A 16,760-nucleotide genomic window follows, 5' to 3' on the forward strand; every position below is an offset into this window, starting at 1 on the left:
TAAATCCTGATTAACCACCAGACGTCCTGCCGGAGAGCAGACGCACGCCGTCCGGCTCGCTCGGGGAACAGGTCTGTCATGATGCACAGTCCGCCGATCCATTTCACCTTCACATCAGAGATGGTGATTCCCAGAAAAATCGGCCCCGTCAAGCGTTTCCGGGCAGAAAAGCATAATTATGCTTTCCACCTCGCGCCCCGCAGACCGATTTTCCGTGCGGTTCATGGGCCTTATATGGGTCGGCTCGACCTGAAAACAAGTCTGCGCCAAAATCGCACAACGCCCCGCAACCGCCTGCCGCGACTGGCAGAAACGAGAATACGGGGCGCTATCGCCGACTCAGCGCGACGGCAGCTTCGGCAGGAGCACGGTGAGGATGCCGAGCAGCGGCATGTAGGAGCAGAGCTGGAACACGAAGTTGATGCCCTGGTGATCGGCGACGACACCGAGCAGCGCGGCGCCCAGCCCGCCGGCGCCAAAGGCGAAGCCGAAGAACACCCCGGCAATCAGCCCGACGCGGCCCGGCACCAGTTCCTGCGCGAAGACCACGATCGCCGAGAAGGCAGACGAGAAGATGAAGCCGATCAGAACCGTCAGCACACCCGTCCAGAAGAGGTTGGCATAGGGCAGCATCAGCGCGAAGGGAATGACGCCGAGGATCGAGAACCAGATGACGAAGCGTCGGCCATAGCGGTCGCCGATCGGTCCGCCGAAGAACACGCCGACGGCGGACGCCCCGAGGAACAGGAACAGCATCATCTGCGCCGACTGCACCGACAGGCCGAAGCGCTCGATCGTGTAGAAGGTGAAATAGCTCGACAGGCTGGAGAGATAGACGTTCTTCGTGACCGTCAGCAGCACCAGCACGAGCAGCGTCGCCATCACCTTGCCGCGCGGCAGCGGCAGGTCCCGGCTCGGCGCCGGCCGTCCGGCGGCAAGGCGGCGATGGCCCTCGTACCAGCGGCTCATATAGGTCAGGATCACCATGCCGACGACGGCGACACTCGCAAACCAGGCGAGGCTTTCCTGGCCGAAGGGCAGCACGATGAAGGCGGCGAGCAGCGGCCCGATCGCCGTGCCGGCATTGCCGCCCACCTGGAAGAAGGACTGCGCCAGCCCGTGGCGGCCGCCCGATGCCGCGCGCGCGATGCGCGAGGATTCCGGATGGAAGACGGCCGAGCCGAAGCCGATCAGGCAGGCGCCGAACACCAGCACCGGAAAGCTGTGCGCAAAGGCCAGCATGATGAGGCCGCAGAAGGTGCTGGCCATGCCGAAGGGCAGCGAGAAGGGAATGTGCCAGCGATCCGTGACGAGCCCGACGGCTGGCTGAAGCAGCGAGGCCGTGATCTGGAAAGCCGCCGTCAGGAGGCCGATCTGCACGAAGTCGAGCTGGTAATTGGCCTTCAGCAGCGGATAGATCGACGTCAGCAGCGACTGCATGATGTCGTTCAGCATGTGGCAGAGGCTGGCGGCCAGGATGATGGAAAAGGTCGTTGCGGTGCGTGTCGGTGTCGACGGCATGGCAGTCGTCATTGAAGTCCTCCCGGCCGGTTTCCCGGCCCATGACGCCACCGCCCGCCACGGCCAACCGTATCGGGGTTGAACGTGGCAGGCGGTGATGGGTGTGAGTCGCATTGAACCAAGCGGTTCAACGGGCACGCACCTCATAGGATGAAACCGGCAGATGCACCATTCAAACTTTATGACCAACGCTTCACGGATCGCGATGGATTGGAAAGACTGTCCTTACCAGCCCCAGTCCATCACCACCTTGCCGGAATTGCCGGAGCGCATCGCCTCGAAGCCGTCGCGGAAATCATCGATGCCGATACGGTGGGTGATGACGGGAGAAAGGTCCAGTCCGCCCTGCACGAAGGCGATCATCTTGTACCAGGTCTCGAACATCTCGCGCCCGTAGATGCCCTTCAGCGTCAGCATTTTGAAGATGACCTTGTTCCAGTCGATGCCGAAGCCGTCCGGCGCAATGCCGAGGATGGCGATCTTGCCGCCATTGTTCATCGTATCGATCATCGAGCGAAAGGCCGGCGGCGCGCCGGACATTTCAAGCCCCACATCGAAGCCTTCCGTCATGCCGATCTCGGTCATGACCTCGGCGAGATCCTGCCTTGAGGCATCCACGACATAGTCGATCCCGACCTTGCGGGCGAGGTCGAGGCGCACGGGGTTGATGTCGGTGATGACCACCTTGCGCGCGCCGGAGCGTTTCGCCACCATCGCGCCCATGATGCCGATCGGCCCTGCCCCCGTCACCAGCACATCCTCGCCGACGAGATCGAAGGAGAGTGCTGTGTGGACGGCATTGCCGAAAGGGTCGAAAATCGCCGCCACCTCGTCCGGCACGTCGGCCGGGATCGGCACGACATTGTGCTCGGGAATGCAGACGAACTCGCCGAAGGAGCCGGGGCGGTTGACGCCGACGCCCTTCGTGTAGTGGCACAGATGCCCGCGCCCGGCCCGGCAGTTGCGGCACTTGCCGCAGACGATGTGCCCCTCGCCCGAGACCCGCTCGCCGACCCGGTACTTGGTCACGGAGGAGCCGACCTCGGCGATCTCGCCGACGAATTCATGGCCGACCACCATCGGCACCGGAATGGTCTTCTGCGCCCAGCTGTCCCAGTTCCAGATATGCACGTCCGTGCCGCAGATCGCGGATTTCTTCACCCGGATCAGCACGTCGTTCGGCCCGACCTCCGGCACCGGCACATGCTCCATCCAGAGGCCGACTTCAGGCTTTGCTTTAACGAGCGCCCGCATCATGTTCGACATGACAAAACCCTCCCAAGGGATTCAAATGACTCTCAGATGACGCCGAGTTCGCGACCCACTTCGGCGAAGACCTGAATCGCTTTGTGAACATCCGCCTCGGTGTGGGCGGCCGACATCTGGGTGCGGATGCGCGCCTGCCCGCGCGGCACGACGGGGAAGGAGAAGCCGACGACATAGACGCCCTTCTCCAGCATGCGCGCCGCCATGGCCTGCGCCAGCGCCGCATCGCCGAGCATCACCGGAATGATCGGATGCCCCTCGCCGGCCAGCGTGAAGCCGAGCTTGGTCATCTCACGGCGGAAGAGGTCGGCATTGGCCGTGAGGCGCTGGCGCAGATGATCGCCATTTTCGATGAGGTCGAAGACCTTCAGCGAGGCGGCCGCGATCACCGGCGCCAGCGTGTTGGAGAAGAGATAGGGCCGCGAACGCTGCCTGAGCCACTCCACCACCTCCGCCTTGCCGGACGTGTAGCCGCCAGAGGCCCCGCCCAGCGCCTTGCCGAGCGTCCCGGTGATGATATCGACGCGCCCCTCGACGCCGCAATGTTCGGCCGAGCCGCGCCCGTGCCTGCCGACGAAGCCGACGGCGTGGCTGTCGTCCACCATCACCATCGCGCCGTACTTTTCGGCGAGGTCGCAGACCCCCTGCAGATTGGCGATGATGCCGTCCATGGAAAACACGCCATCGGTGGCGATCAGCTTGAAGCGCGCACCTTCCGCCTTCTTCAGCTCCTCCTCGAGAGCGGCCATGTCGTTGTTGGCATAGCGGAAGCGCTTGGCCTTGGAGAGCCGCACGCCGTCGATGATCGAGGCGTGGTTCAGCGCATCGGAGATGATCGCATCTTCCTCCGACAGCAGAGTCTCGAAGAGACCGCCATTGGCATCGAAGCAGGAGGAATAGAGGATCGTATCCTCAAGGCCCAGAAAACGGGAGATGCGGGCTTCGAGCTGCTTGTGCTCCTCCTGCGTGCCGCAGATGAAGCGCACCGAGGCCATGCCATAGCCGTAGCGATCGAGCGCCGCCTTGCCGGCCTCTGCCAGTTCCTCGTTGTCGGCGAGCCCGAGATAGTTGTTGGCGCAGAAATTCAGCACCCGCGCGCCGGAAGCCACCGCGATCTCGCCCGCCTGCTTGGAGGTGATCACCCGCTCCGCCTTGTAGAGCCCCCCGGCCTTCAGGCCATCGAGCTCGGAACGAAGATGGGAGAGAAAAGCATTGGTCATGGTGGCGGCTCCTGAAGCAAGGGACGGCAGGCGGCGGTGCACCACCTATAACCGGAAACCGCATCGGATTCCCACCTGCAAGCGTCAGGCTCCGCCGCAGCCCTGGCCCCGGGAGCGCCGGAACGCGACACATCACGCCGCAGCCCGTCAATCCTGCGCGCGGATCACCTCCAGAAAGGCTGCGCCGTAGCGCTCCAGCTTGCTCTGGCCGATGCCGGAGATCTCCAGCATGGCGTCGAGGCTGTGGGGCCGCGCCTTGGCGAGCCCGATCAGCGTCGTATCCGGGAAGACCACATAGGGCGGTACGTTCGCCTCCCTGGCGATCTGGGCCCGCAGCTTGCGCAGTGCCTCGAACAGAACGGCCTCCTCGCCGCCGAGCGCCGCCCTTTCGCGCGCCGCCGGCGTCTTCGCGGATTTGGCGGCACGCGCCGAGGTCGGCCGGTCCTTGCGGAAGAACACCTTGCGTTCATGCTTGAAGACGGCACGCGCCTCCGGCTCCAGCTTCAGCGCGCCGAAGGCGGCGTGATCGACGCTGACGAGGCCGGAGGCGAGAAGCTGGCGGTAGACCGACTGCCAGGTGCGGGCCGGAAGATCGCTCCCCGCCCCGAAGACCGGCATCTCCGCATGGCCGAAGCGCTCGGTCTTCTCGTTGCGGTTTCCAAGGAGGACATCGACCAGATGCCCGGCACCGAAGCGCTCCCCGGTGCGATAGATGGCGGCGAGCGCCTTGATAGCCGCATCCGTCCCGTCCCAGGTCTCGACCGGGTTGAGGCAGGTGTCGCAATTGCCGCAATTGCCCGGATGGCTCTCGCCGAAATGCGCAAGGATCGCCTGCCGCCGGCAGGACGCCGTCTCGCAAATGGCGAGCAGCGCCGTCAGCTTGCCGCGCTCGATGCGCTTGATCTCGTCGGCCGCGCCCCCCTCGTCGATCATCCGGCGGCGCTGCACGACATCGGCCATGCCATAGGCCATCCAGACCTCGGACGGCAGGCCGTCACGCCCCGCGCGGCCCGTTTCCTGATAGTAGGCCTCCACCGAGCCCGGCAGGTCGAGATGGGCGACGTAGCGTACGTCCGGCTTGTCGATGCCCATGCCGAAGGCGACGGTGGCGACGAGGCAAAGGTTCTCCTCCTTCAGGAACGCATCCTGATGGGCGTCGCGTACGGCGCGGTCGAGACCGGCATGGTAGGGCAGCGCGCGGATGCCCTGCGTCTCCAGCCACTCGGCCGTATCCTCCACCTTGGCGCGGGACAGGCAGTAGACGATGCCGCTCGCATCCTTGAAGCGCGACAGGAAGCGCAGGAGCTGCTGGCGCGGCTGGTCACGCTCGACGATCTCGTAGGAAATGTTGGGACGGTCGAAGCTCGTGGAAAACACCCGCGCGCCGTTCAGCCCCAGCCGCTCGGCAATGTCGTCGCGCGTGTGCGGATCGGCGGTGGCGGTGAGCGCAATGCGCGGCACGCCCGGCCAGCGTTCGCCAAGCTGCCCGAGCGCGCGATATTCCGGCCGGAAATCGTGACCCCACTGGGACACGCAATGGGCCTCGTCGATGGCGAACAGCGCGATCTTCACGCCCTGCAGCAGCTCGGCAAAGCCATCGGTCACGATCCGCTCCGGCGTTACGTAGAGCATGTCGAGCGCCCCGGCGCGCAGGCTGTCGCGTACCGCGAAGGCTTCCTCCCGCGTCAGCCCGGAATTCAGCGCCGCCGCCCGAATGCCGAGGGCCTTCAAGGCCTCCACCTGGTCGCGCATCAGCGCGATCAGCGGCGAAACGACAATGCCCACACCCGGCCGGCAGAGCGCCGGGATCTGGAAGCAGAGCGACTTGCCCGCCCCGGTCGGAAAGAGCACCAGCGCATCGCCGCCCTCCGTCACATGATTGATGACGGCCTCCTGCTTGCCGCGAAAGGCCGGGTAACCATAGACGCGCTTCAGCACCTCCAGCGGGCGCGGATCGGCCGCGGGAAACGGAACCGTCGAAACGGCGGAAGGGTCGGTGGCAAAGGGTCTCATGACGGCATGTCCGGATTCGTCATCATCTGTCTTAAGGAAGGCGAGGCAGGCGCTAGCGCGCCGCCGGCCCCTTCACACGGCCGGAAAGAACACCGAAGCCCTCGATGATGGCCTCCTGGTTTTCCAGCCGCTGGGTCTCGTTCTGCACCTCCTGCAGCGTGCGCAGAATGAGGCCGACCGTCTCGTCGTCGCCGTCCTCGGTCGCCTGCGCCAGCTCTCGCTGCAATTCGCGCCGCTGCCAGAACAGGTCGCGCGCCCGCTTGTGCAGGCCGATCGCCTGCTGATAGGCCTCGCGCGCATCCTCGATCGCGGCCTCCTCCGTCGCGCTCCACAGGCGGGAATTGCGCACCTGCTGATCGAGCGAGGCGACCAGCGCGCCGTGGCCGCTCGCAGCCAGCGCATCGGTCAGCATCTCATGGTTCAGCCGCGAGCCGATGGATGCGGCAGCACCGAGCACCGCCGACCAGAGCCGTTGAAGGTCGCGATTGTCGAATTCCAGCGCGGCGATCTCGTCGTAATCCTCGAACAGGATCTGCGGATGGTTGATGACGGTGATGGCAAGCACGGATTCCCTGAGCGCCGGCAGGGCGTCGGCCCCGCGCACCAGCGCCGAGCGCGTCAGCCGGTCGGAGACGCTGCCCTGCCCCATGCCGCGCCCCTCTGCCGCGCCGCCGCGCCCGCCCGCGCCGAACCGGCCGGCGCGCTTGGCCCCGCCGCTGCCGGCGTAGCCGCCGCCCGAAAAGCCGCCACGCTCCTGCCGCGCCGCCTGCTGGGGACGGAACAGCGCGTTCAGCCGGTCGCGCATGTGCTGCTGGTAATAACGGCGCACATTCTCGTCGGCGATCACATTGGTCGATTGCTTCAGCCGTGCCTCCAGGTCCGCACGTGCCTCCGGCGTCTCGAAGGTGCCGCTGCCGACCTCGCGCGTCCAGACCATGTCGGAGAGGCTGCGGGCGCCCGCCATCACCCGGTCGAAGGGCGCACGGCCCTCCTGCCTGACGAGGTCGTCCGGATCCTTGCCGTCGGGCAACAGCGCAAACCGCACCGTGCGATCCGGCCGGATATGCGGCAGCGCGATATCGACCGCCCGGAAGGCCGCGCGGATGCCGGCACCGTCGCCGTCGAAGCACAGCACCGGCTGCGGCGTCATCTTCCAGAGCAGCTCCATCTGGTTTTCCGTCAGCGCCGTGCCGAGCGGCGCCACCGCATTCTCGATTCCGGCCTGATGGAGCGCGATCACGTCCATATAGCCCTCGACGGCAATCACGGTCGCGCCCGTCCCCTCGCCGCCGCCGCGGCTACCCTCCTGCACGGCGCGCCGCGCGCGGGCGAAATTGTAGAGCACCTGCCCCTTGTGGAAGAGTTCCGTTTCGTTGGAATTCAGGTACTTCGCCATGGCATCCGCCGCCATGGCGCGGCCGCCAAAGGCGATCACCTTTTCGCGCGACGACAGGATCGGGAACATGATGCGGTCGCGGAAGCGGTCATAGGAGACGGGGATGTCTGGCCCGTGCACGACGAGCCCGCAGGCCTCGATCTGCTCCTTCGGCACACCCTTGCCCGCCAGAAATTCCTTCAGCGCATTGCGGCTCTCGGGCGCATAGCCGAGGCGGAAGGTCTCGATGGTACGCCCCGTCAGGCCGCGATCCCTGAGATAGGCGCGCGCCTTCGCCCCGCCGGCGGCCTGCAGCTGATCCTCGAAGAAGCGGGTCGCGAGTTCCATCACGTCGAGCAGCGTGGTGCGCTGCTTCTCGCGCTCCTCCGCCTGCTTGTCGGGCGCGGGCATCGCCACACCCGCCATATCGGCGATCTGCTGCACGGCTTCGGGAAAGGGCAGCCCCTCGATCTCCATCAGGAAGCGGAAGTGATCGCCCGAAACGCCGCAACCGAAGCAATGGTAGCGCCCCTTGCGGTCCTCGCAATGGAAGCTCGGGGATTTCTCGCCATGGAAGGGGCAGCAGGCCCAGTAATCGCCGCGCGAGGTGTTGGTCTTCTTGCGGTCCCAGGTCACGCGCCGGCCGATCACGGCCGAAATCGGCACGCGGTCGCGGATCTCGTCGAGGAAGCTGGGTGAAAAGCGCATGCCGTTCTCGTAGTCCACGGGAGAAGGGAGGTAAAGCGCAACGAGGCACCTTCGCCGCCTTGTCGGCCATCATACAGCCTGCGCGGCGTTTTCCCTGCACCTTTTCCCTGCGCCTTTCGCCGCAAGCCCCGGCTGCGAATACACAAAGCAATTGACCACACGCCGAAAGATGCCCTATCGCGGAGAGGCATCCACATGAAACGTGTTCCGATGACAGACGTCAGCAGCCTTGGGCGCGACCCGGCCTTTTTCCGTATTGTCCTGCAGCATGTGCGACAGGTCGTGGATCTCTATGGCGTCAATCCCAGGCTTTACTCCGTCTTCGCCTCCCAGCAGCGCTGGTTGATGGCGCAGATCGGCTTTTGCCTGCATCATCGCCGCAATCCCGCCGACCCTGCCACGGGCCTCACGGTCGGGGCCTTCACGGAGGTCGTGCAGGCCAATTCGGTCGCCAGCCGCAATACGGCCGCCGCCTTCCTGCACGAGATGGTGGCCTACAAGTTCCTGCGCAACCGCGCCGACCGGCCCGACCGCCGCAGCAGACCGATCGAGCCGACGGAACTCGCCGAGCGCGGCATGTGGGAATGGCTCTACGTTCATCTGGCCACGCTTGATCGCTACGATGGCGGCATGCGGGCGGAGATGCTGCCGGCCGGTTCGACCCGCGTTGCGACCGTGCAGCCGCTCATCTGCGACGGCATTCTGGCCAGCCGCCTCACCGGCTCCGTCGGCCCGAGCTTCGATCTCTTCACGTGGGCCAACAATGGCGGCGTGGTGCTCGATCATCTCTTCTCGCTGATCGCCGATTTCGACCCCGAGCGCGAGCGCCACCCCATCGGGCCCGTCTCCACCAGCGAGATGGTCGAGCGCTTCATGATGTCGCGTACCCATTTCAAACGGCTGATCCTGCGCGCGGCAGAAGCCGGAAGCCTTGGGTGGGAGGGCACGCCCTGGCGCAGCCCCATGTGGATTTCCGCCGGCTTCGTGCGCGAATACTGGGATTACCAGGCGGAAAAATTCGCCATCGTCGACAACGCCTTCAAGACGGTGATGCGTCAGGAAGAGCTGGCCTCGGGCGCGCCCGTGGCAACCGTGCCCTCCTCTGCCGCCTGAACGTCGGCCGGGCCGCGGCGCGGCATGCGCCGACGGCCCTTCACGCTGTCACTTGAGAAGATCCTTCACGATCGCCGAGGCCTTGGCGAAATCCATCTGGCCGGGATGGCGCTCCTTCAGAACGGCCATCACCTTGCCCATGTCGCGAAGCCCCTGCGCGCCGATCTCGGCAATGACGCCCGCGCAGAGCGCACGGACTTCATCCTCCGAAAGCTGTGCCGGCAGGAAGGAGGAAATTATCACGATTTCCTCGCGCTCCTGCTGGGCCAGCTCCGGACGCCCGCCCTCGTCGTAGATGCGGGCGGATTCCTCGCGCTGCTTGATCATCTTGGCAAGGATCTGCATGATCTCGTCATTGTTGACGGGATCCTTGCCCTGACCGCGATTGGCGATGTCGCGGTCCTTGATGGCCGTCTGGATCAGACGGATCGTCGAGATGCGGCGCGTATCCTTGGCCCGCATCGCATCTTTCAAAACGGTGGCGAATTCGTCGCGCATGGTCACTCCTGTCGGGCCGGCCGGCCGGCAGCGCAAAGGCACGCCGCCGCAGCCGCAAGGCCGGTTCATGTGGGCCGTCTCATAGACCGGACGGGCCGCCTTCGCAAACCCCGTGCCACGCGCCGGCCTTTTTCCCGGCCTAAATCATCATTGTTGCCGCGCTGCGATTGACCGCCGGTTGGGGTTTCTCTATTTTCCCGCACCTGCACAACATCATCAGCGACGACTTGGGGAACGCGGCCCTTCCGGCGCGCCGGTCCTCGCTCGACCACACACATGGCCACGTGCGATGCGCCCTTCAAGGCGCAGGCATACGGCCGCAACGGGAAAGATCCGATGACGTCAACCCCTGCATGGACCACTTCCAAGCCGACCGCACTTCTCGTGCTCGCCGATGGCACCGTCATCGAAGGCAAGGGCATCGGCGCCACCGGCCGCGTGCAGGCGGAAGTCTGCTTCAACACGGCGCTCACCGGCTACCAGGAAATCCTGACAGACCCCTCCTATCTCGGCCAGATCGTCACCTTCACCTTCCCGCATATCGGCAATGTCGGCGCCAATGACGAGGATATCGAGGATCTGACACCCGCCGCCCGCCACGGCGCCGTCGGCGTCATCTTCAAGGCCGACATCACCGATCCCTCCAACTTCCGCTCGGCCAAACACCTCGACCAGTGGCTGAAGGCCCGCGGCATCATCGGCATGAGCGGCATCGACACCCGCGCCCTGACCGCCTGGATCCGCGAGAACGGCATGCCGAACGCCGTCATCGCCCATGATCCCGATGGCAAGTTCGACATCGATACGCTGAAGGCCGAAGCCAAGGCCTGGAGCGGCCTCGTCGACCTCGACCTCGCCAAGGTCGCGACCTCAGGCCAGTCGGCCAAGTGGGACGAGCGCCCCTGGGTCTGGAACGAGGGCTATGCAACGCTCGGCGACGCCGACGCCGCCTACCACATCGTCGCCCTCGATTTCGGCGTGAAGCGCAACATCCTGCGCCTCCTGACGGGCCTCGGCTGCCGCATCACCATCGTGCCGGCCAACACCTCGGCCGAGGACGTTTTGGCGCTGAAGCCGGATGGCGTCTTCCTGTCCAACGGCCCCGGCGACCCCGCCGCGACCGGCACCTATGCCGTTCCGGTCATCCGCACGCTGATCGACAAGGATCTGCCGATCTTCGGCATCTGCCTTGGCCACCAGATGCTCGGCCTCGCCGTCGGGGCAAAGACCGAAAAGATGCACCAGGGCCACCACGGCGCCAACCACCCGGTGAAGGACCACACGACCGGCAAGGTCGAGATCGTCTCGATGAACCACGGCTTCGCGGTCGACTCGAAGTCGCTGCCGGAAGGCGTTGAAGAGACTCACGTCTCGCTCTTCGACGGCACCAATTGCGGCCTGCGCCTCGTCGGCAAGCCGGTCTTCTCCGTGCAGCATCACCCGGAAGCCTCGCCGGGCCCGCAGGACAGCCACTACCTCTTCCGCCGCTTCGTCAACCTCGTGAAGGAACGCAAGGGCGAGACGCTGCTGGCCGAACGGGCCTGAGGCGAAACCTCAGGACGCGACAGATGAAAAAGACCCGGCCGCGAGCAATCGCCGCCGGGTCTTTTGTTTGTCAGCCGTAAGTCCCGCCCTCGCCGTCATTCCGCCGAGGATACGGGGCGAGCGAGGTGAGGAAGGGTGTGCGATTTAGCCCTTCGCCGCCAGACCGGCCTGAAAGGCGGCGGGGTTGGCCTCCATGCGCTTCAACGTCCGGAAAAACCGGCCGAGCAGCATCACCGCCGCTGCGATCAGTCCCAGAACGAAACCGTACCAGACGCCGTTGGCGCCGAGCCCGAGCGGAAGGGCGAAGAGCCAGGCGGAAAAGAAGCCGATCGGCCAGTAGGCGATCATCGCCAGGATCATCGGGACGCGCGCATCCTTGAGGCCGCGCAGGAGCCCCGCGCCGACGGCCTGAAGCCCGTCGACCAGCTGGAAGGCGCCGGCGATCACGATCAGCGGTCCCGCTACCGCCAGTACCGCCGCCGCGTCCGGCCGGGCCGTATCGAGGAAGAGACCGGCGAGCCGGTAGGGCATCACCGCAAAGATCAGCGACCCGATGATCGAGACGACGCTGGCGAGCACGAGGATCGCCATGGCGGCACGGCGCACGCCGAAGACATCGCCGCGGCCGAGCGCCAGCCCGACCCGCACCGTGCCCGCCTGCGCGAGACCGAGCGGGATCATGAAGGCGATCGAGGCGAATTGCAGCGCGATGCCGTGCGCGGCAAGCTCGCTGGTGCCAACCGTGCCCATCAGCAAGGACGCCGCCGTAAACAGCCCTGCTTCGGCGAGAATGGTGAAGGCGATCGGCAGGCCGAGCATCACCACTTCGCGGAACATACCCCAGTCCGGTCGCCAGAAGCGAACGAAAATGTCGAGGTCGTGGAGCTTCGGCACCGCACGAATGTAGATCAGCAGCAGCACGACACCGAGCGTGGCAACGCCGAGCGCCGCATAGGCAGCCCCTTCGATGCCAAGCGCGGGGAAGCCGAAATGGCCGTAGATCAGCACGTAGCACAGGAGCACGTTGAGGAGCAGCGTCGCAATCGTCACCCAAAGGATGACCCCTGCCCGTTCATAGCCCGCCAGAAGGGCGCGCAGCACCATGATGATCAGGCTCGGAAACATGCCCCACTGCGCAATGTGCAGATAGTGCCCCGCAAGGGCCGCCACCGCCGGCTGCTGGCCGAGCGCGATGAGGATCGGTTCGGCATTCCAGAGGACGGGCATGGTGAGCAGGCCATAGAGCAGTACCACCCAGATGCCCATGCGCACGGAGCGCCGGACGGCGACCGCATCGCCACGGCCGACCGCGTGGGCCACCATCGGCACAACGGCATGGGTGAAGCCCGAGCCGAAGACGAAGAAGGTGAAAAAGAACTGCGTGCCGAGAACGATGGCTGCAAGCTCGGTCGGTCCCAGCCTGCCGACCATCAGCACGTCGGTGGTGTGAATGGCAAGCTGGGTGAGCTGTGCGCCGACAAAGGGAATGCCGAGCACCAGACTGGCACGCAGATGCGTCGACCAGGAATTGTCAAAGGCGTGCCGCGCGGCAGTCGCGGTGGTGGTCTGCATGGCGGATGTCCCGTCCCTGGAAAGCTTGCCGCCGCGTCTTTGAAGACGCAGGAAGGCGGCCCGCGGTCAGCGAACTGGAAAGGCGACCGGTGATCCGTTCCTAGTCGCTTTGCAGTAAGGAGGCCAGTGCGGATGGCCCGCACTGCCACTTTTTCATGCAAACATCACAAAGTTTGATCAACCGCACATCCCTGGCCCTGCGGCTCAGATGTTGCCCTTGAACGTGTCGCAGTCCGACATGCGGCCACTTTGGAAGCCGCGCTGGAACCAGGTCCGGCGCTGTTCCGAGGTGCCGTGGTTGAAGCTGTCGGGCACCACGTAACCCTGACTGCGCCGCTGAAGTGTATCGTCGCCGATCTGCGTTGCCGCGTTCAGCGCTTCCTCCAGGTCTCCGGCGTCCAGCAGTCCCTTCTGCTTGGTGAAATGGCCCCACACACCCGCAAAGCAATCGGCCTGCAGTTCGACCCGCACCGACATGCGGTTCGCCTCGACCTCGCTCATGCCCTGCCGCATCTGGTTGAACTTGGGCAGGACGCCGAGCAGGTTCTGCACGTGGTGGCCGACCTCATGGGCGATGACATAGGCCTGGGCGAAATCGCCGGAAGCGTTGAACTGCGTCTTGAGTTCGTCGAAGAAGGCCATGTCCAGATAAACCTTCTGGTCACCCGGGCAGTAGAACGGGCCCATGGCCGACGACGCCTCGCCGCAGGCCGAGCGGATGCCATTGCTGAACAGAACCAGCTTGGGCTCCTGATAGGTCTCGCCATTGGCCTGGAAGATGCCGTTCCAGGTATCCTCGGTTTCCGCAAGGACAGTGGAGACGAACGCCTTCATTTCCTCTTCAGCCGGGCTTCCCTGCCGGGGCGCGTTTTGGCTCTGCTCGTAACCGGAAGACGGGCCAAGGCTGCCGCCATCCATGACCTGCAGGAGATCGATGCCCATGGCCTTGAAGACGAAATAGATGACCACGAACAGCACCAGCGTGCCGACGCTCATGCGACCGCCGCCGCCGCCGATCGGAATGCGCATGCCGCTGCGTCCGAGCGGGTTTCCGCCGATGCCGCTGTCGCCACGACGATCCTCGATATTGTCCGACTGGCGGCGCCCTCTCCATTCCATCGGTCCCACTCCCTGCTGTCACGGCCCGCTTGTCACGACCATGTGATGCCTTACCCAGACTTATAGCGCGCCGGTGACAGAAAGACAGATGTGGGCCGGTTCAGAATGCACGCTCTCGACGCCAGCGACGAACGAGCGGCAGGAGCAATGCCAGGATGGCCGAGATGAGGGTGATCACGAACAGGCTTGATGCGCCGCCGGAAAAGGCGAGTTGTCCCATGATGCGGGCAGGCAAAAGCGTGAAAAGACCGGCGACGCCGATGCCCCAGACATAGATGGACACAACGCCCGACCGGTGCGCGCGGATGTCTCCCCGCCGAGCCGCGCCGAAGGCCCGCCAGGCAGCAAAGAGCACGAAGGCGGAAATGAGATGGATCGGGCTGAAGCCGTGGAAAAGGTTGATGCCGTGAATGAAGAACGAGGAGATTGACGTCGCGATCATCAGCACGAACCACACGCGCCCCAGCCGGCGATGAACCGGCGTGCCCTTGGGATTGGCCAGGAGAAAAGCGCCGATGAGGGCGGCCGGCACGACGGCAGCGACGTGCACCTGCACGGCAAGGGGTGCATCGAGCAAGGGAGCAAAGGACATGGATCTCTCCGGCAGGTTCGCGATCGTCATCAGGTCTGGACGGTACAGGCAGAACTGCTTTCATCCGCTTGAACCGCGGTGGTTTTTCAATGAGAGTGCGCCGACATCAAACCGAGATGCCCGGACCTGCCGGAGGACTTCGTGAAACGACCCGTGCTGCAATCCGCGCTTCGCGACTTGCACCTCTTTGCCAGCAACTGGCGTTACGGCGTCACCTTCCTCGTCGTGGTCCTGCTGTTCACTCTGATCGGCCCGTTCGGAACAGACGCCTTCGCCCCGCTCGCCCGTTTCGGGTTCTGGCTCGCCATCCAGGGTTCGGCATGGTTTTTCGCGACCACGCTCGCCGTCTTCGCGAACGCTGCCTTGCCCACCTTCATTCGCCCGGAGTTCCTGCGGCTCGCCATCGGCTCCATCCTTGCCTGCCCGCTGATCGGCGCGTCGATCGTCGTGGTTCGCCTGGGCGCGACAGGCGCGCCGGCAAGCTTTTCCGGCTGGGTACAGGAAAGTATAGGCGCGGTGCCGCTGAGCCTGCTCTTCTGCCTCCTGGCCTACGTCGCCGCGACCCCTGAAGTGAGGCCTGCGCAGGCGGTGCCGGAGCCAACGCCTGCCCCTGCGCCCGTGCCGACCGATGCGGACGTCGGCGCTTCGGCGGCAGCGCCGCTCCCCCGCTCCACGGATGCACCACCGCGGCTTCTGGCGCGGCTGAAACCGGCAAACCGGGCGCCGGTGCTGCGCATGTCCGTCGAAGATCACTACACGCGTGTTGTCACCGCCCGCGGTTCCGAACTGGTCCTGATGCGCTTTGGCGATGCCGTCGCCGAGGCGGGCGAGACAGGCTTGCAGGTCCATCGCTCCCACTGGGTCGCGTTTGCCCATATGCGAACCCTCACCCGCGAGGCCAGCCGCCTGACGCTGGAGACGGCCGATGGCACGCGCGTTCCCGTCAGCCGGCCCTACGCTCCGGCCTTGCGCGACCATCTGCGGGAAAATGCAAACAAGGCTTGACGTTTGCCACGAAAGCAGCACCCTGTGCCGCACGATCGGCGCCCTCTGGGGGTGCCGGCACCGGAGGCCTGCTGAGGAGGATGCAGCCGGCAGCCGGTGAGGAGAACAAGACCCGTCAAGGGTCGACAAACAGACCATGCCTGGAGGAGCATCCATGAAGGCCGTACGCCTGCAATCCGTTGGAAACCTGTCGGTCGAGACTGTCGAAAAGCCAGTCCCCGGACCGAACGAGCTTCTGGTGAAGATCGAGGCCTGCGGGGTCTGCGGCACCGACCGGCACATTCTGGCCGGCGAGTTCCCCTCACGCCCGCCCGTGACCCTCGGCCACGAATTCTGCGGCATCGTGGAGGCGATCGGCAGCGGGGTCTCGACGGTTGCCATTGGAGCCCGCATTACCGGCGACCCGAACATTTCCTGCGGCCTCTGCCCGCAATGCCGCAACGGCCGCGTCAACCTGTGCCACAACCTCAAGGCCATCGGCATCCAGCAGGATGGCGGTTTTGCCGAATATGCCATCGTGCCCGAAAGCCAGGCCTATGAAATCCCGCTGTCGCTGCATCCGCATCACGGCGCCTTCTGCGAGCCGCTGGCCTGCTGCCTGCACGGCGTCGACATGGCAGAGATCAAGCCCGGCTCGTCGGTGGTCATCCTCGGCGGCGGCGTGATCGGCATGCTCACGGTCCAGCTTTGCAAGATCGCCGGCGCCACCACAATCGTCATGTCCACCCGCCAGGCCGACAAGCGCCATCTCGCCGAAGAGATCGGCGCAACGCACAGCATCGACCCGTCGCAGGGCAACGCCATCGAGCTTCTGGCCGGCAAGAACGGCCTTCTGCCGGGCGGCGCCGATGTCGTGATCGAATGCGCCGGCGTGGCGGAGACGATGATGGAGGCCCCGAAAATGGCACGCGCCGGCGGCACCGTCGTCATTCTCGGCGTCATGGCAGCGGGCGAAAAGATCGAGATCGAGCCCTTCGACATCCTGTTCCGCGAGCTTCGCGTCCTCGGCTCCTTCGTCAACCCCTTCACCCACCGCCGCGCGGCCGACATGATCGCGTCCGGCGCCGTCAAGGTCGACAAGCTGATCTCGCGCACGGTCGGCCTCGAAGAAGCGGTCGAGGTGATCAGCAACCCGCCCCGTCGTGGTGAAATTCGCGTGATGGTCTTACCGAACGCTGAATAGGTTAGGATAAAGGCAACCCTTAATTAAAAG

13 protein-coding genes are annotated in these 16,760 nt (G+C 65.3%); 4 read left to right on the top strand and 9 right to left on the bottom strand.

What is annotated here, in order from left to right; translation table 11 throughout:
• Nucleotides 1-339: 339 nt before the first annotated feature.
• The 5 genes from ACED18_RS06010 to dnaG form a co-directional block, all read right to left on the bottom strand.
• Nucleotides 340-1,533 carry an MFS transporter gene (locus tag ACED18_RS06010; protein WP_377289949.1) on the bottom strand — a complete coding sequence of 398 codons (1,194 nt, stop codon included), beginning with the start codon at nucleotides 1,531-1,533 and terminating at the stop codon, nucleotides 340-342.
• A gap of 213 nt (nucleotides 1,534-1,746) precedes the next feature.
• Nucleotides 1,747-2,787, bottom strand: a complete 1,041-nt coding sequence (gene tdh, locus ACED18_RS06015; RefSeq protein ID WP_377289951.1) for an L-threonine 3-dehydrogenase — start codon at nucleotides 2,785-2,787, stop codon at nucleotides 1,747-1,749.
• A gap of 32 nt (nucleotides 2,788-2,819) precedes the next feature.
• Nucleotides 2,820-4,007 carry a glycine C-acetyltransferase gene (locus tag ACED18_RS06020; protein WP_377289953.1) on the bottom strand — a complete coding sequence of 396 codons (1,188 nt, stop codon included), beginning with the start codon at nucleotides 4,005-4,007 and terminating at the stop codon, nucleotides 2,820-2,822.
• Nucleotides 4,008-4,154: 147 nt separating this feature from the next.
• Nucleotides 4,155-6,020: a DNA helicase RecQ gene (gene recQ, locus ACED18_RS06025; protein ID WP_377289955.1), complete on the bottom strand. Its 1,866-nt coding sequence runs from the start codon at nucleotides 6,018-6,020 to the stop codon at nucleotides 4,155-4,157.
• Nucleotides 6,021-6,072: 52 nt separating this feature from the next.
• The gene (gene dnaG, locus ACED18_RS06030) at nucleotides 6,073-8,103 is read right to left on the bottom strand and encodes a DNA primase (RefSeq protein ID WP_377289957.1); all 2,031 of its coding nucleotides are present in this window, start codon (nucleotides 8,101-8,103) and stop codon (nucleotides 6,073-6,075) included.
• A gap of 210 nt (nucleotides 8,104-8,313) precedes the next feature.
• Here dnaG and ACED18_RS06035 point away from each other — a divergent pair, with 210 nt between their 5' ends.
• Nucleotides 8,314-9,216, top strand: coding sequence for a hypothetical protein (locus tag ACED18_RS06035; protein ID WP_377289959.1), 903 nt, complete (start codon nucleotides 8,314-8,316; stop codon nucleotides 9,214-9,216).
• A gap of 48 nt (nucleotides 9,217-9,264) precedes the next feature.
• Here the strand turns inward: ACED18_RS06035 and ACED18_RS06040 are convergent, their stop codons facing one another.
• Nucleotides 9,265-9,714, bottom strand: coding sequence for a GatB/YqeY domain-containing protein (locus tag ACED18_RS06040; protein ID WP_377289961.1), 450 nt, complete (start codon nucleotides 9,712-9,714; stop codon nucleotides 9,265-9,267).
• A 336-nt stretch (nucleotides 9,715-10,050) separates the two neighbouring features.
• Here ACED18_RS06040 and carA point away from each other — a divergent pair, with 336 nt between their 5' ends.
• Nucleotides 10,051-11,259 carry a glutamine-hydrolyzing carbamoyl-phosphate synthase small subunit gene (gene carA, locus ACED18_RS06045; RefSeq protein WP_377289963.1) on the top strand — a complete coding sequence of 403 codons (1,209 nt, stop codon included), beginning with the start codon at nucleotides 10,051-10,053 and terminating at the stop codon, nucleotides 11,257-11,259.
• Between the two features lie 144 nt (nucleotides 11,260-11,403).
• Here the strand turns inward: carA and ACED18_RS06050 are convergent, their stop codons facing one another.
• The 3 genes from ACED18_RS06050 to ACED18_RS06060 form a co-directional block, all read right to left on the bottom strand.
• Nucleotides 11,404-12,831: an MATE family efflux transporter gene (locus ACED18_RS06050; protein ID WP_377289965.1), complete on the bottom strand. Its 1,428-nt coding sequence runs from the start codon at nucleotides 12,829-12,831 to the stop codon at nucleotides 11,404-11,406.
• Nucleotides 12,832-13,035: 204 nt separating this feature from the next.
• The gene (locus ACED18_RS06055; RefSeq protein ID WP_377289969.1) at nucleotides 13,036-13,950 is read right to left on the bottom strand and encodes a neutral zinc metallopeptidase; all 915 of its coding nucleotides are present in this window, start codon (nucleotides 13,948-13,950) and stop codon (nucleotides 13,036-13,038) included.
• 100 nt (nucleotides 13,951-14,050) lie between these two features.
• Entirely contained in the window at nucleotides 14,051-14,542 is a 492-nt protein-coding gene (locus ACED18_RS06060; RefSeq protein WP_377289971.1) for a DUF2306 domain-containing protein, read from the bottom strand.
• Between the two features lie 141 nt (nucleotides 14,543-14,683).
• Here ACED18_RS06060 and ACED18_RS06065 point away from each other — a divergent pair, with 141 nt between their 5' ends.
• Both ACED18_RS06065 and ACED18_RS06070 read left to right on the top strand, forming a co-directional pair.
• A complete protein-coding gene (locus ACED18_RS06065) occupies nucleotides 14,684-15,547 on the top strand; it encodes a LytTR family DNA-binding domain-containing protein (RefSeq protein WP_377289973.1) in 864 nt (287 codons plus the stop codon).
• Nucleotides 15,548-15,701: 154 nt separating this feature from the next.
• The gene (locus ACED18_RS06070; RefSeq protein ID WP_377289975.1) at nucleotides 15,702-16,730 is read left to right on the top strand and encodes a zinc-dependent alcohol dehydrogenase family protein; all 1,029 of its coding nucleotides are present in this window, start codon (nucleotides 15,702-15,704) and stop codon (nucleotides 16,728-16,730) included.
• Nucleotides 16,731-16,760: the final 30 nt, after the last annotated feature.

Source organism: Rhizobium sp. SG2393, from assembly GCF_042610495.1.
In the GTDB taxonomy this organism is placed as follows: Bacteria; Pseudomonadota; Alphaproteobacteria; order Rhizobiales; family Rhizobiaceae; genus RU20A.

What these genes read in the sequence shown, in the direction of transcription:
- ACED18_RS06010 (WP_377289949.1), bottom strand. Translation starts at nt 1,533, where the DNA reads ATGACGACTGCCATGCCGTCGACACCGACACGCACCGCAACGACCTTT.
- tdh (WP_377289951.1), bottom strand. Translation starts at nt 2,787, where the DNA reads ATGTCGAACATGATGCGGGCGCTCGTTAAAGCAAAGCCTGAAGTCGGC.
- ACED18_RS06020 (WP_377289953.1), bottom strand. Translation starts at nt 4,007, where the DNA reads ATGACCAATGCTTTTCTCTCCCATCTTCGTTCCGAGCTCGATGGCCTG.
- recQ (WP_377289955.1), bottom strand. Translation starts at nt 6,020, where the DNA reads ATGAGACCCTTTGCCACCGACCCTTCCGCCGTTTCGACGGTTCCGTTT.
- dnaG (WP_377289957.1), bottom strand. Translation starts at nt 8,103, where the DNA reads ATGCGCTTTTCACCCAGCTTCCTCGACGAGATCCGCGACCGCGTGCCG.
- ACED18_RS06035 (WP_377289959.1), top strand. Translation starts at nt 8,314, where the DNA reads ATGACAGACGTCAGCAGCCTTGGGCGCGACCCGGCCTTTTTCCGTATT.
- ACED18_RS06040 (WP_377289961.1), bottom strand. Translation starts at nt 9,714, where the DNA reads ATGCGCGACGAATTCGCCACCGTTTTGAAAGATGCGATGCGGGCCAAG.
- carA (WP_377289963.1), top strand. Translation starts at nt 10,051, where the DNA reads ATGACGTCAACCCCTGCATGGACCACTTCCAAGCCGACCGCACTTCTC.
- ACED18_RS06050 (WP_377289965.1), bottom strand. Translation starts at nt 12,831, where the DNA reads ATGCAGACCACCACCGCGACTGCCGCGCGGCACGCCTTTGACAATTCC.
- ACED18_RS06055 (WP_377289969.1), bottom strand. Translation starts at nt 13,950, where the DNA reads ATGGAATGGAGAGGGCGCCGCCAGTCGGACAATATCGAGGATCGTCGT.
- ACED18_RS06060 (WP_377289971.1), bottom strand. Translation starts at nt 14,542, where the DNA reads ATGTCCTTTGCTCCCTTGCTCGATGCACCCCTTGCCGTGCAGGTGCAC.
- ACED18_RS06070 (WP_377289975.1), top strand. Translation starts at nt 15,702, where the DNA reads ATGAAGGCCGTACGCCTGCAATCCGTTGGAAACCTGTCGGTCGAGACT.